General features: G+C 58.7%; 14 protein-coding genes and 1 tRNA gene. 4 read left to right on the plus strand and 11 right to left on the minus strand.

Going from position 1 to position 13,225, the window contains the following annotated elements:
• Window positions 1-462 precede the first annotated feature (462 nt).
• Genes OLZ32_RS10840 through OLZ32_RS10850 form a run of 3 tightly spaced genes read right to left on the minus strand, consistent with a single transcriptional unit; the run spans window position 463 to window position 3,581 of the window.
• A complete protein-coding gene (locus OLZ32_RS10840) occupies window positions 463-2,184 on the minus strand; it encodes an SDR family oxidoreductase (protein ID WP_264421057.1) in 1,722 nt (573 codons plus the stop codon).
• Complete coding sequence (locus tag OLZ32_RS10845) at window positions 2,181-2,639, minus strand: thiol-disulfide oxidoreductase DCC family protein (RefSeq protein ID WP_264421061.1); 459 nt, start codon at window positions 2,637-2,639, stop codon at window positions 2,181-2,183. Before OLZ32_RS10845 ends, OLZ32_RS10840 begins: the two co-directional genes overlap by 4 nt.
• Before the next feature lie 30 nt (window positions 2,640-2,669).
• On the minus strand, window positions 2,670-3,581 hold the full coding sequence (locus OLZ32_RS10850; RefSeq protein WP_264421064.1) for an MBL fold metallo-hydrolase: 912 nt from the start codon (window positions 3,579-3,581) through the stop codon (window positions 2,670-2,672).
• Between the two features lie 163 nt (window positions 3,582-3,744).
• Between OLZ32_RS10850 and OLZ32_RS10855 the strand changes: the two genes are divergently transcribed.
• The 3 genes from OLZ32_RS10855 to OLZ32_RS10865 all read left to right on the plus strand — a co-directional run bounded on the left by OLZ32_RS10855 (window position 3,745) and on the right by OLZ32_RS10865 (window position 5,049).
• Window positions 3,745-3,818 (plus strand) — tRNA-Gln (locus OLZ32_RS10855).
• A gap of 163 nt (window positions 3,819-3,981) precedes the next feature.
• Window positions 3,982-4,620, plus strand: a complete 639-nt coding sequence (locus OLZ32_RS10860; protein ID WP_264399840.1) for a nucleotidyltransferase domain-containing protein — start codon at window positions 3,982-3,984, stop codon at window positions 4,618-4,620.
• Window positions 4,621-4,719: 99 nt separating this feature from the next.
• A complete protein-coding gene (locus tag OLZ32_RS10865) occupies window positions 4,720-5,049 on the plus strand; it encodes a hypothetical protein (RefSeq protein WP_264421067.1) in 330 nt (109 codons plus the stop codon).
• Window positions 5,050-5,181: 132 nt separating this feature from the next.
• Here OLZ32_RS10865 and OLZ32_RS10870 read toward each other — a convergent pair whose 3' ends face one another.
• The 7 genes from OLZ32_RS10870 to OLZ32_RS10900 form a co-directional block, all read right to left on the minus strand.
• Entirely contained in the window at window positions 5,182-5,919 is a 738-nt protein-coding gene (locus OLZ32_RS10870; protein ID WP_264399838.1) for an NYN domain-containing protein, read from the minus strand.
• Between the two features lie 4 nt (window positions 5,920-5,923).
• Window positions 5,924-6,304, minus strand: coding sequence for a hypothetical protein (locus tag OLZ32_RS10875; protein ID WP_264421069.1), 381 nt, complete (start codon window positions 6,302-6,304; stop codon window positions 5,924-5,926).
• Between the two features lie 71 nt (window positions 6,305-6,375).
• Window positions 6,376-6,681, minus strand: coding sequence for a hypothetical protein (locus OLZ32_RS10880; protein WP_264421071.1), 306 nt, complete (start codon window positions 6,679-6,681; stop codon window positions 6,376-6,378).
• 3 nt (window positions 6,682-6,684) lie between these two features.
• Window positions 6,685-7,734, minus strand: a complete 1,050-nt coding sequence (locus OLZ32_RS10885) for a type I restriction-modification enzyme R subunit C-terminal domain-containing protein (RefSeq protein ID WP_264421073.1) — start codon at window positions 7,732-7,734, stop codon at window positions 6,685-6,687.
• Window positions 7,731-8,264, minus strand: a complete 534-nt coding sequence (locus OLZ32_RS10890) for a hypothetical protein (RefSeq protein ID WP_264421075.1) — start codon at window positions 8,262-8,264, stop codon at window positions 7,731-7,733. The genes OLZ32_RS10885 and OLZ32_RS10890 overlap by 4 nt, the downstream gene beginning before the upstream one ends.
• A gap of 7 nt (window positions 8,265-8,271) precedes the next feature.
• On the minus strand, window positions 8,272-9,453 hold the full coding sequence (locus OLZ32_RS10895; protein WP_264421077.1) for a restriction endonuclease subunit S: 1,182 nt from the start codon (window positions 9,451-9,453) through the stop codon (window positions 8,272-8,274).
• A complete protein-coding gene (locus tag OLZ32_RS10900; RefSeq protein WP_264421079.1) occupies window positions 9,450-11,000 on the minus strand; it encodes a type I restriction-modification system subunit M in 1,551 nt (516 codons plus the stop codon). The genes OLZ32_RS10895 and OLZ32_RS10900 overlap by 4 nt, the downstream gene beginning before the upstream one ends.
• 145 nt (window positions 11,001-11,145) lie before the next feature.
• On the opposite strand from OLZ32_RS10900, the gene OLZ32_RS10905 reads away from it, so the two are divergent.
• Entirely contained in the window at window positions 11,146-12,306 is a 1,161-nt protein-coding gene (locus OLZ32_RS10905) for a DUF4268 domain-containing protein (protein WP_264421083.1), read from the plus strand.
• A 244-nt stretch (window positions 12,307-12,550) separates the two neighbouring features.
• Here OLZ32_RS10905 and OLZ32_RS10910 read toward each other — a convergent pair whose 3' ends face one another.
• Window positions 12,551-13,114, minus strand: coding sequence for a hypothetical protein (locus OLZ32_RS10910; RefSeq protein ID WP_264421085.1), 564 nt, complete (start codon window positions 13,112-13,114; stop codon window positions 12,551-12,553).
• Between the last annotated feature and the right edge of the window lie 111 nt (window positions 13,115-13,225).

A 13,225-nucleotide genomic window follows, 5' to 3' on the forward strand; every position in this document is an offset into this window, starting at 1 on the left:
CTCATCACCCGCCCCCGTCCTTCGAGGCTCCGGCCTCTGGCCTGCGCGCCTCAGGATGAGGGCTGATCGGCGTGCCATGTGGCTGGTGGGCTGGTCGGTCCCGCAAGACCGCAGGAGGAAGGGGGCCGGCGAAGCCGGTCTTCCTTATAATGCCTATACAGGCTTCGACCGCGCTGGCGTCGGCGTAGCGGGAAGACCAATATTGGAGGCATGTGCCGTGTGGCCCCCTCATCCGACCCTTCGGGCCACCTTCTCCCCGCTGGGGCGAAGGGGATATGCCGCGCTGTCTTCCTCAACTTCGATGTTGCGTTTGGCACGTCCCCTCTCCCCGTTTTTAACGGGGGTCCGCAGGACGGGTCGAGACGAGTGGCTCGAGCCCGGTAAGGCTAGGGTGAGGGGCAGGCATCCGCGCAAACCGAACAGCACATTTGCCATCCGCGCGAAGGCAGAGACCCACGCCCCTCACTCCACCACCAACCACCCCGTATACCGCACCACCAACCCCGTCAGCCCCCCGCCGATCTCCACGTGGAAGTGGAACCGCCCATCACGCTCCTCCTCATACGTATCCCCGCCAGGCGCCAGAAACATCGGCAGCGGAATCCCGCAGAACCGCCAGCCGCGCACCACGAGCCGCAGCTTTTCCCCATCCGGCACCGGCGCCATCAGCACCCGGAACGGCCCGAAGACCTCGGCGAGCAGGTCCCGGTCGCGGCCCTTTGCCTCGACCTGCCAGCTGCGGAACACCGTGCCGCCGAAATCCCGTGTCCAGATCTCCTTGTCGCCATCGCTCACGAAACGCACCGTCACCGGCACATCCTCGCCCGCCGGGGGAAAGCCGATCACCCGAGCGACGATCCTCGCCAGCAGTCCGCCGCCGCGCTCGATCCGCGCCCGGCCGGAGGCAACGCGGGCGCCGCCGCCATGCAGGGCGGCGAGGGCGGGCGGCAGCCGCTCCCAGGCGCTGCCGAGGATCCTCTGGTAGAGCGGCTGGCGTGCCTCCTCGTTTTCCATCGTGACGCCGGATGTGATCGAAAACCGCTGGAAGGCCGCTTCGAAATCCGCAAGCTGCAATTCGCCGGCCGCCGGCCGCGCCCCATTCTCCGGCCGCACGCCGCTCAGCAGCCGGCGCACCAGCGCATCCACGCCGATAACAGGAATGAACGGCCCGTCATCACCTTCGGCAATCAGATGCCAGCCGCAGGACAGCCGCCGTCCGGCGTGATCGACGCCGCCCACACGGACAAACATGCCGCCGCGATGTTCGCCGATCGCGAAAGCGTGGCTGGCGCGTTGCAGCAGCCGCGCAAACGGCAGCAGCGACGGCAGGAGCCGGAGGTGGACGAGCCTTGCGGCAAGGCTGAGCAAGTGCTGCAGCGGCTGCGGCTCCGTTCCGACCCCGGTGAAAGTGGATTGCAGGCCGGCAAAGCGCGCCGGCAGCAGCTTGAGATCCGGCGCATCCACCAGCAGGAACTTCCGGCTGCGCAGCGGCTTAACCCCCGGCGGCGCCACCGTCACCCGCATCGCATCGATCAGCCCGCGCCCGGAGGCCGGCTGCCCATTCCGCAGCACGGGAACCTTCTTGCCGGCATAGCTCGCGATCGCCCTCACGACATTGAGCCCGATCTTTACATGCGGCGACGGGGCAATGCCCGCCGCGACGCTGTCGACCCGGGAGAAATGCGGCGCCATCGCATCGAGTGCGGCGAAGGAAAGCGCAGGCAGGCTGCTGAGCCCCGAGAGCGCGAAGGTGCCCTTGGCCTTGGCCGCCGCATCGAGCCCACCGATGCCGGCGACGAAGCGGGTGCTGTCGGCGATATCGGCATAATCGATGCCGAGATCGATGCAGGCCTCGACCACCTTATAGGCATCCTTGCCGAAAGTCTGGAACGGCCCCGAGGCATCGACGACGAGATGAGGCCTCAGCCGCGTCAGCTGTTCGGTGAGATCGCCGTCGCGGTCGAAGCTGACGGCCTGCACCATCGCGCCGAGATTGTTGCTTCCCAGGCCCTCGGCGCCATCTTTCGGCGTCCGGAGATCGGCAACGAAATCGTCAGCCTTTTCCAGCGACCGCCCCCCAACCAGCAGCCTGAGCCGCGGTTCATCGCCAAGCAGCCGGGCAAGCCGCCCGCCGAAAGTGCCGTAACCGCCGATGATGAGCAGCGAAAACCGGTCCTCGCTCATGTGATGAAGCGGCGCCGTTGCTCCGGCGTCGGCACCATGCAGCTTTGCCGCCCGGCAATCTTCAGTCGGTTGCGGGCGATGAATTCATAGAGCGCATCGGCCGCCCGCCGCGGCAGCAGCCGGAAGATCTTGACCAGCGAATAGGGAAAGCCGAGCCCCGCCACCATGCGGATCGAGCCGTCGGACTTGAAGAAGCCGCGGCCGTTTTCGATCAGGATATTGGTCTCATAGTCGCGCGCATGAAGCCCGTAATGCCGGTAGAGCGCTGCACCGAGCGGCGTCTGCGCCGCCAGGAAGCGGTATCGCTGCTGCTTGTCATGTTTCAGCGCGAATTTCACCCAGCCGGAGCAGAACACGCACTCGCCATCGAAGACGATCAACGGCCGGTCATCGGCAAAGGCGGGCACATCGGCATCGTTGCGATAGCTGTAATCGGCTTGAGCCCGCATCATCATCTCCCCACCCTCATGACCCCACCCTCATGTTCATGCCGCCGGCCGGTAAAGGGCGGCAAGCGAAGGCGGCCCATCCGCCGCAATCTCGCCGCGCCCGAGGAGATCCTCGATATGGGCGAGCACGGAAAGGGCCGCTGCCCCATGCAGCTTCGGATCGGTATCGCGATAGATCACCTTCACCATCTCGGCAATCTGCCTGTCGCCGGCCTGGACACGCGCCAGCACCGCCTGCTCGCGCCTGAGGCGATGCGCCTTCAGCGCCCGCAGGAATCCGGCCGGCTGCGTCACCGGCCCGCCATGGCCGGGCAGCAGCAGGCGATCCTCACGTTCGATCAGCCGGTCGAGCGAGGCCATGTAATCCGCCATCGAGCCATCCGGCGGCGCGACGATCGAGGTCGACCAGGCCATGACGTGATCGCCGGAGAACAGGATGTCGCGGCCTTGAAGCCCAAAGGCGGCATGATTGGCCGTATGCCCCGGCGTCAGCACCGCGCTCAGCGCCCAGCCATCGCCCGATAGGGTCTCGCCGTCACTGAGCGTAATATCGGGCACGAAGGATAGATCCGAGCTTTCGGAGAAGGGATTGGCCTCGCCCTCGCGCAGCGGCCGCGCCGGCCGGTGCGGCCCTTGGCCCACCGTCACCGCCCCCGTTGCCGCCTGCAGGCGCCTCGCCAGCGGCGAGTGGTCGCGATGCGTGTGGCTGACGACGATATGCGTCACCGCGCGCCCGCCAAGCGCTGCCATCAGCGCCTGATAATGCGCCTCGTCCTCCGGCCCGGGATCGATGACCGCGACGGAGGAAGCGCCGATGATATAGCTGTTGGTGCCGAAAAAGGTGAAAGGCCCGGGATTGTTCACTGTAACCCGCTCGACCCCTGAAACAACCGGCACGGCCTGCCCATAGGCCGGCTCGAAAGCGAGGTCGAAAGCGGGACTGTCCATGAAGGAATGATCTCGGGCCGATGACGTCGCCAATTTCTAGCACGACATCAGGCACCGCGCAGCGCATAAAATCTGCGCCGGGTTAAACTTAGTCATTGTGACAGGCGAAGAGCTTTGCTAATCAGGCGTCGATTTGAGCAGGTGGTTTCCGCTCAAGCTCTGGTGGGGCGTCGCCAAGCGGTAAGGCAACGGTTTTTGGTACCGTCACCCCTGGTTCGAATCCAGGCGCCCCAGCCACGCTAATTTTTACGCTTTTATTCCTGCTCTTTGCGCCTTTATGAGGCGGCGCCGGTCGTCGCCTATGGTAATAGTATATAGATAACCATAGGATCGTATTGATATCTTTACAAACATATAGATATAAATATGATCATAAAGATATCTATATGATGAGGCCTTTATGGCGCGACCAAACCCAGAAAGCGCTCTGCGCTTCCCGCTTTCAACAATTTTGGGGAACGAAGCGAATGTGCGGGTGATGCGGGAATTATCGCTTCACGGCGGGCAATTGAGTGTCGGCAATCTCATCAACAGAACCAAGATATCCCGCCCTCCCATACTCGCCTCGTTGGCAACCCTCACAAGTTTTCAAATCGTTACCGAAAGTGGAACCGGATATGCCCGTCTTTTCAGTCTCAATCGAGGCTCACCATTCTCCACCCCGGTGCAAGCCCTGTTCGAGACGGAGGAAAGGCGCTTTGCCGATATCCTTGCCGCAGTGAAAGAATGCGCCTCCCTCTTCGGGGACAAAGTTGTGGCGGCATGGGTATTTGGCAGCGTCGCGAGGGGGGAAGACAACGCCTCAAGCGATCTGGACGTGGCGCTCATAGCTGATGCGCCAGACATCGAAACCATACAAAACGGAAGCATCGATTTTCTTGCAGCCAGAGGAAAAGAGTTATCCTTTGCGGCATCGATCAACACTCTTTCTCTAACTGACCTGAAACGACTGCGCCAAAGCGACGATCCCTTATGGAAAGCGTTTCTAAACGAAGGATTGGTAGTTCTTGGACCTCGTCCTGAATCAATAAAGATGTGAAGAGACTACGTTGACCAGAAGTGGCCCTTCGAAACCCTCCGACGCTCGTCATGGTGCAAATCGCTTGATAATCGCCAGGGGATTCTGGAATCGGCTAAATTGCAAATCAGCAGTGCTCAAGCAGGAACACTCGGAAATCCGATTGCCGCGACTGTGGTCAACGCAGCAATCGCCTATACGGACGTACTGACGGCAACCTTCGCGAACAAGATCAATCAAAACGATCACGCAGCGGTCATCAAGACCTTGCGAGACGCATTGGGAAATCGACTGCCAAAATCTCAGGAGACCAGGTTAACTCGCATTCTCGGCAACAAAGACTTAGCCCAATACGGCGGCCGTTTCATGCTGCTATCCGACGCGGAATCTCTATTCGAGCAATTGAAGGCATACGCAGAGTGGGTGGAAAACGAGATGACCCGGCGCTGACCTGACCTCTACGCCAGTCGCTATCTCCGCCTTCCTAGGGTTGCTCGTGAGCTTTATCGGATCATTCAACCCCCGGACGCGATGCGGTGCTGCGCAGCCGTCAGCCAGAGAGCTCCGTTAGTCACTTAAGCACTACTTCTTTAAACTTGGCTGCTTGAGGCGAATTCGCAGATGGCCGCCCTGCATCTGTTCGATGTCGAATGCACTCGTCTTGCGCACTAGGTCGCTCAGCTTACGGAAACCGTAGGTTCGCGGGTCGAAGTCGGATGACAGATTGGCGAGCTGCGTGCCGACTGCGCCAAGCGGCACCCACCCATCCTCGCTCTCGATTTGAGCGATGACTTTTTTTATGATCGGTGTGGCGGCGCTGGGAGGCTGAAGAGACTTCTGTGCCTGGACAGGGCCGCTCTCGTTGGGGATCGGGGCGGGCAGCAGGTTCTCGGTGTAGATAAATCTACGGCAAGCCTGCCGGAAGCTTTCCGGCGTCTTTTGCTCGCCGAATCCGAAGACGTCGATACCTTGCTCCCGGATCCGCGAAGCCAGCCGCGTGAAATCGCTGTCGGACGACACAAGGCAAAAACCGTCGAAGCGTCCGCTGTGGAGGAGATCCATTGCGTCAATAACCAGGGTGATGTCAGATGCGTTCTTTCCGGTCGTATAGGCGAACTGCTGTTGGGGGATGATTGCGTGTCGCGCCAGAACGTCGATCCACCCCTTGGAGCGTGCATTGGCAAAATCACCATAAATGCGCCGGACACTCGCCTCGCCGACCTTGGCGATCTCCTCGAAGAGTCCATCGGCGATCTTGGCTGATGCGTTGTCGGCATCAATAAGCACCGCAAGACGTGGCGAACGAGCTTCAGCTGCCATGCGATCAGGCTCCAATCATCCGAAGGTTTCGTGTCGCCGCTTCAACGGCCCAAGCTGCCCATAGAATAGCAGGTGGAAGCCAGATCCAACCACTCGCCGCATCACCCACAACTTCAGCTCTACCACTCGCCGCACAAGCTGCTGTCAGGAGACATATGTATGCCGCTCGCTTCTCGTGATCTCGCTCAGCGTCCATGCGCTGCAAGAGATCCGGTGCATCCCAGCCTATAACTGCCAAAAGCTCTCTAAATCTACCGACCTCAACGACTTGCTCATACATCCAGTCGAATTTCTTGCCGCGCAGGATCTTAGTGAAGGTCTGATCAGGCAAAAGAACGCCCAGGAATGCGTTAGGAAAAGCTTCCACGATCGCGACATCGCCCAAGATGGCATTAGCGAACGGGGATGGTGAGCTGAGATGTCTGACCTGGGCCGCGGTTTCGAGCGCAGCGCGCTTCAATTGAAGCCCAGTGCCAAAGTGGCTGGACCCGGCTTGCACCGCTTTTGAAACGCACCACGGGCCAGCACCTGTTCGCATGTTCTAACAAGTCGATCCGGCGATCCCGTTGGCACTAGTGGCCCGTCGATCGCAATCACAGAGAAGGCCGTTACCGATGGCAGATGCTGGCGCCGGCGTTCCCAATCAGTGTGTGTTTTGACCGCCCCGAATGTGCCATTCGTGCTCCACGCAATGCCGGTCGTCGGTCTTGACTTAGAGAAGCCGACATCAATGCCGAGGAGGTTGATGTCCTTGAGCTTCATGGATCACCCTGCCGCGCTCTCGTTCAATCCTTTGATCACCTCGACGAGCTTCTTTGTCTTCTCGAAGTCGAATACCTGCTGTGGACCCTCTGGTGCGACGTCGATGAAGGGGCTCTCGTAGAGCAGGCCGGGATCCATTGCGCCCTTCTCGGTCAGGTGCTCGATGACCATGTCGATGAACTCAATCTGGTCGGCGGTAACACCGCTGCCCGCGACAAAGCCGGAGAAGGCCTCGGCGACGGCGGCGCGGTCGAGCCCGACCAGTGAGCGGACGAAGGCACCGAAACCGTGGGCAATTTCAGTTGCCTTCTCCAGGTGCTTGGCGTCGCCGATGCCGGCGGTGAGCAGCATGGCCTGCAGTTCCTCGATATCGGTCGGCGTCAGCGGCCTGCCGTGACGCAGCTTGGCGATGGCGATATGGTCCTCGTGCTCGCGCAGGAAGTGCCGGGCTTTACGCTTGAAGCGAGCAAAATCCACTTCGCCGACCTCAGGCAGATCGATCTCGGCGCCCAGGCCCAATTCGTCCTCGAAATCGGTGTAGACGATCTTGCGCTTGTCCTTCGCCTCCATCTCGCCCTTCATGCGGGTGAGTTCCGCGAAGGCACGCTTCACCACATCCGTCTTGCGGCTGAGATGGGCGGGATCGAAGGCAAGGCCATCGGCGGGGCGGGCCTTGCGCGCATAGGTGCGGGCCAGCCAGAAGCAGAGATGGAACAGCTCGCGCACCGCGTTCGCCGCCTCGGCGGGCTTGGTTTCGCGGCTCTCGTGAACGGCCTGGTTGCCGATCTTGATGATGACGCGGGCCTTGGAAAACACCGCCTGACCGGCAAGCTTTTGAAAGCTCGGCTCGTGGATCAGCGCCGAAATATTGCTCTGATAGGGAAATTTGAGCGAGGGATCATGCTTGTAGGCCCATTGAACGGCGAGCTCAACCGTGCGCCGGGCATAAAAGGCTGCTGCACGGGGGTCGCCTTCCGCCAGAGCTTCCGCCCGCTTCGCGCTATCGAAGGTCTCGGGAAACTCGGCTGCGAGGAAGGCAAAGTTGGATATCACGGCCGGCCTTTCAATCTCTCAAAATGCTCCGCAAACGAATCGCGAACCGGTGGCCAATCCGCTGGATCAAGCACTGCTTTCGAGTTGACGGAGTTCATGACCCTGTAGCCGCATCTCTTCAACTCACCAGCAAGTTTTTTCTCCAGCGCCGCCATTCTATCTCTGAATGGCTGATGCAACTCCAGAGCATCCTCCCAGTGGGGTGGCTGCCGATAGACGAAGTCTGGATGTCTATCTACCTCAGGGAAAATTGGACCGTATGAGAACATCTCAAATTCCTCATAATGGTGAATAGGACGCTCTCCATCGTTTGCGCTGAGGTGGGTGAGTAGTGCATTCGTATTCTTGGCGTCTCCAAGGTGCTGTCCCATTCGCCTGTATGTCGAAGCGGCAAACGGGCTTGAATTGTCCCCAGTTCTACCGACATAAAGTAGCTCTATTCCCGCAGAATTTTGGACACGCCAGACGTATAGCCAAAACCCTCTTTCGGTCATTCCTCCCGGCAATCGCAAATGATGAAGTTTCGGCATTCTTAACTCAAAGCTGGCCGGTGAAAGCGCGGTGTTGGAGGGAAGTGAAAAGGTTATCTGCATAGTCAGTTGCAAACTCGCTAAATCGAATTTGCTTCATGACCGTCTTCAACGTGCCGTGGAAGCGGTCTTGCAATGAAATTGGAGGCAGCGGAATCACGAGGGATTTGATGATTCCCATGTTCAGTCCTGGCATGACCGCTCCCTTTGCTTGAACTCCAAGTTGCCGAAGCACGCTTCGATTGTTCAAAAAGCATGCATGCAAGTATTGAGGCAAGACTTTTTTCCCGTCGAGCGTAATACAGCAGAGATGCTTCGTATTGATCGCGATGGGTATGTCATCGGGCACGACAGCGCATCGACCACAAGTGCCCATTATCGTAATGAGCACGTCGTTTGGCCTCACTGTATATCGAGACAGTTTTCGATATTTTTTCTCAGTGATAAAGCGCGCTTTCCCCCATTCGAATCGATTGCTGACAGCGTTGTCGATTCCGAGAACCGCAACTCCTTGATCGACGAATTCTGAATGAAGCAGTTGGCTGCCGAATGGACCCGTTCGCATATCCAAAGCGACTTCGCCAATTGTTGCCGTGGGCCAATCTAGCGATGCAGTTTCCCCGAACATCTCCAGAAAGATCGCCTGGGTGAGGCTGTCTAACAGTGCGATCGCCTGGCGGCGCTTTTGGCGCAGTTGATCGGCCCTATTCAGGATCGTGGCAATCCGCTTCTGCTCGTCGAGTGGCGGCAGGGGGATTTCAAGTTCCCGCAGGTTATCGATCGGAAAGTTGTCTGCGGTCGTCGCTCTGACCCATGTAAGCACGACTGGTTCAGCCGATTTCACAAGATGCGCGACATATTCTGGATGTGCTTGCGGGCCGCAGACGAGGGCTTTGATATCTTGGTTGATTGCAACAGGGCGACGGGTAATCCCAACTGGAAGTGTGTGCTTGAGAATGCCGGAGCGGTTTACAAGCAAAATAGAATTAGCGGGGATGAGATTCGTCGCGCTGCCTTTGACTGCCGAGTGTGTAATTTTTTCGGCGGCGTCCGTGATTTCCCATGATTTCATATCCTTCGGAGACACCCACGGAATGTCACCGTTCCAAAAATCAGGAATTGATTTTGACGGAGTGCCTCCGCCTTTAATCTCCACGACATCGCCGAGCCGGACCGCTGGAATAGTCACAACATCGCTTCCAATTTTTTCAGCCCGATTGCAATCTCGTCCTCGAGCTTGAGCAGTTCGGCAATGATCTCCTTCGGCGGACGATGGTCGGCGGCTTCGTGCAGCACTTCTTTGTAGCGGTTGAGCGATAGGTCATAATCCGTGGCGGCGATCTCCTCGCGGGCCACGGTAAAGCTCTGGCCGGCGCGCGAGTTATTACGCTCAGAGCCGTTGCGTTCCGGCCAGCGCGTGACGACATCCGGCAGGTTGTTCTTCGTATGCTCGTCAGCGCCGAGCGCTGTCTTCGGCACTGGGCCGAATTTTTCTTCCGACAGTAGCATCTGACGCTTGTCGTCCAGGCTCATGCCGTCAGCCCGTAGATCGTAGAACCAGACATGATCCGTGCCGCCGGAATTAGTCTTGGTGAAAAAGACGATGGCCGTGGAGACGCCGGCATAAGGCCTGAATACGCCGGACGGCAGCTTGACGATCGCGTCGAGCTTGTGGTCGTCCACCAGCATCTTGCGGATCGCCTTGTGCGCCGTCGAGGAGCCGAACAGAACGCCATCCGGCACGATTACCGCCGCGCGGCCGCCGGGTTTAAGCAGCTTCAGGAACAGCGCCATGAACAGAAGCTCGGTCTTCTTCGTCTTGACGATAGCGAGCAGGTCGTTGGCGGTCGTCTCGTAATCCAACGAGCCGGCGAAGGGTGGGTTGGCGAGGATCAGCGAATATTTGTCCGCATCGTCGCCATGGCTGGAGGAGAGCGAATCCCGGTAGCGGATATCGGCGCCCTCGACGCCGTGCAGTTGCATGTTCATCGAGCCGATGCGCAGCATGGTCTGGTCGAAATCGTAGCCGTGGAACATTCCCTCGTGGAAATGCCGGTTGAGCGCGGCGTCGCGGAACAGACTCTTGTGGTTCTCGCGCAGATATTCGCCTGCCGCCACCAGAAAACCGCAGGTGCCGCTGGCCGGATCGCAGATCACGTCCTGCGGCGCCGGCTTCATCAGCTCCACCATCAGCTTGATGATGTGGCGCGGCGTGCGGAACTGGCCGTTCTGGCCGGCCGAGGCGATCTTGCCGAGCATGTATTCGTAGAGATCGCCCTTGGTGTCGCGGTCCTCCAGCGGGATTTCCGCCAGCATGTCGACCACTTTGGCCAGAAGGCCCGGCGTCGGAATGGTGAAGCGGGCGCCCCTCATATGCTCGGAATGCGCGGTGCCGGCCTCGGCCATCTCGCGCAGGAAGGGGAAGACGAATTCCGACACCAGCAGGAACATGCGCGCCGGGTCTTCGTTCTTCAGCCGCGACCAGCGCAGCTCCTGATAGCTCACATCCTTGCCGTCTCGATCTTGCCGATAGACACCTTCCGGAAAGATCACCCGCTCGATCGGCCGGCCGAGCATGTTGGCCTTGTTCTCCTCACGCGTCTGGAGGTCGTCCAGGCCGCGCATGAAGAGCAGGTAAGTGATCTGCTCGATCACTTCGAGCGGATTGGCAATCCCGCCCGCCCAGAAGGCATTCCAGACTTGGTCAATCTTCGAGCGAATTTCACCTGTGAGCATGCTGCCTAATTCCCTGATCCGAATCGGGTTTGACACTACGGCATCACGCCGTGCTACTGAAGACGCATCGGGAAGTTGAATGACCGCGAGGTGGGAGCATGCCCGTCAAAAAGGTAGTGGCCGGTAGGCCTGTGAGTGTGGCCTAATGTTTCGTGTTGATAGAACCGAAAATAGAATCGCGCGCCTGGCGCAAAGACGTTTCGGTGAGCTTGCATTGCGCGAGCGGGATCATCTGCAGGAATGGCTTGTGCACCAACCAGATGCACTTGGCGAAGAGCTGCTCATCATTCAGAAAGAGTTCGACGGGTTCGACGAGACGCGTGAGCGGCTGGACCTTCTTGCGCTCGACAAGGTGGGCAATCTCGTCGTTATCGAGAACAAGCTTGACGACTCAGGCCGCGACGTGACTTGGCAGGCACTGAAGTACACCGCCTATGTGTCGGGCCTCAACAAGCTGCAGATTATCGAGATCTACCAGCAGTATCTCGACCGTTATTGCGGGGGTGGCTCGGCGGTGGAGCGCATCTGCGAATTCATGGAGGTGGAGGAGCTTCAAGAGACGGTGCTGAATCCCGGTAACGGCCAGCGCATGATGTTCATAGCTGCCAATTTCCGCCGCGAGGTGACCGCGACAGTCTTGTGGTTGCTTAGTCGAGGCATCCGTGCGCAGTGCTTTCGCGTCGTGCCCTACAGCTTCGGCGATGAGCTGTTCATTGACCTGCAGCAGATCATTCCAACTCCGGAGGCTGCAGATTACATGATCGGCATCTCTTCAAAGGAGGTAGAAGAAACAAACGTGAAGGGCGTACAAACGCGTCGACATCAACTGCGGCTTCAGTTCTGGGCTCGCGCGTTGGAGAGATTACGTGCGGATGGCATCACCCTCTTTGCCAATGTTAACCCTAGTCGTGATCATTGGCTCAATGCAGGCTCTGGCGTCAGAGGTTGTCCTTTTACGATGATTTTTGCTCGCGACGAAGCTCGCGTCGAAGTGAATCTCGCGCGTGTTGACCGTGATGAAAACAAGTGGCTGTTCGATCAGCTCGAAGCGGATAGGTCAGCAATCGAGGCTAGATTCGGGGGAGAGATGAGCTGGCTTCGGCTCGACGAGAGGAAACAAAGCCGCATATCGTATTCCCGTCCATTCGACGGCTATGAGGTCGACAATTGGCCGGAGATGCTCGTTTGGTTGTCGGAGCACATACGCAAGCTTGAAGGCGCCTTCCGACAGCCACTCGCGCAGTATGCTCGTTCAATCCCCAGTGTTGATGAAAGCGGCACGGGTGAAACGAATATATTGATCTGAAGATGAGGACGGCTGCGCCGAACAAGGGTCGATCAGACCTCGGAGAGGTGGCACACCTTTTCTTCAACATCTGGCCGGAGCGAACCCCGGCCTTTTTGTCTTTTTCCTGGTGCGCAGCCAAAATCGTCAACCCACGAACCCGAGATTACTCATCGCGCCGCCCGCATTCGACAAGATCGAGGTCGCGGAACTTGCCGCTTACGGCGCCTGACACTCATGCCGGCGATGATAATTTCACGCGCCGTCACAAGTTCTTAAGCAGTTGAATCATAAGATCCATCGCGCCGAGAGCCGCAGTGCCGGCACTAATAAAGAAGACGGCCGCCCATACGGGGCGCGCCCACATCATCCGCTTGGCTTCTCTCGATAGCTGCTCCTGGCGAAGCGGCTCAAAATCGTCGACTGATATCATGTTTCGGAAGAAAACGTTGATTTCCTCCAGGCCTTTCATCCGCATGAGCATGGCGAACAGCTCCCAGCAGATGAAGGTAGCGAGCGAGACCATGCCCATTAGGCCGATAAAGGATCCGTGCCACTTATCGATATCCGATCTCATCAACGTCCATGTTGCAAAGTATCCCGCGTACCCCACGGCCATGACCGTGTTGAAGTATTTCGAGGCTTCTTCATACTGCCGCCGGAAGAGATCTTCGGCCTCCTTCTTATACCCCGCGACCTTCCCCTCGATGTCCCGAGCATGGGCGCGTGCCTCCTTTGCCTTCTCATCATAACCAATGTAGCGCCAGAGGCGGTCAATCTCCTCCGTGAGTTGAAGCATGTAGTTCGCAGTTTCCTTGTCCAGCGGCATCGAGAAAATCCGAGACGTGATTCGATAGTGCCAAGATACGAAAATGCTCGTCGATCTTCATCTGCGGGTACTCGTTCTGCACAAGTCTATCGCGTCATCAATTGATCATTA

Source organism: Rhizobium acaciae, from assembly GCF_025941625.1.
GTDB classification, from domain to species: Bacteria; Pseudomonadota; Alphaproteobacteria; order Rhizobiales; family Rhizobiaceae; genus Rhizobium; species Rhizobium acaciae.

Bases quoted from the DNA above. Each gene is read 5' to 3' on its own strand.
- OLZ32_RS10840 (WP_264421057.1), bottom strand. From the start codon at position 2,184: ATGAGCGAGGACCGGTTTTCGCTGCTCATCATCGGCGGTTACGGCACT.
- OLZ32_RS10845 (WP_264421061.1), bottom strand. From the start codon at position 2,639: ATGATGATGCGGGCTCAAGCCGATTACAGCTATCGCAACGATGCCGAT.
- OLZ32_RS10850 (WP_264421064.1), bottom strand. From the start codon at position 3,581: ATGGACAGTCCCGCTTTCGACCTCGCTTTCGAGCCGGCCTATGGGCAG.
- OLZ32_RS10860 (WP_264399840.1), top strand. From the start codon at position 3,982: ATGGCGCGACCAAACCCAGAAAGCGCTCTGCGCTTCCCGCTTTCAACA.
- OLZ32_RS10870 (WP_264399838.1), bottom strand. From the start codon at position 5,919: ATGGCAGCTGAAGCTCGTTCGCCACGTCTTGCGGTGCTTATTGATGCC.
- OLZ32_RS10880 (WP_264421071.1), bottom strand. From the start codon at position 6,681: ATGAAGCTCAAGGACATCAACCTCCTCGGCATTGATGTCGGCTTCTCT.
- OLZ32_RS10890 (WP_264421075.1), bottom strand. From the start codon at position 8,264: ATGCCGAAACTTCATCATTTGCGATTGCCGGGAGGAATGACCGAAAGA.
- OLZ32_RS10900 (WP_264421079.1), bottom strand. From the start codon at position 11,000: ATGCTCACAGGTGAAATTCGCTCGAAGATTGACCAAGTCTGGAATGCC.
- OLZ32_RS10905 (WP_264421083.1), top strand. From the start codon at position 11,146: ATGTTTCGTGTTGATAGAACCGAAAATAGAATCGCGCGCCTGGCGCAA.
- OLZ32_RS10910 (WP_264421085.1), bottom strand. From the start codon at position 13,114: ATGCCGCTGGACAAGGAAACTGCGAACTACATGCTTCAACTCACGGAG.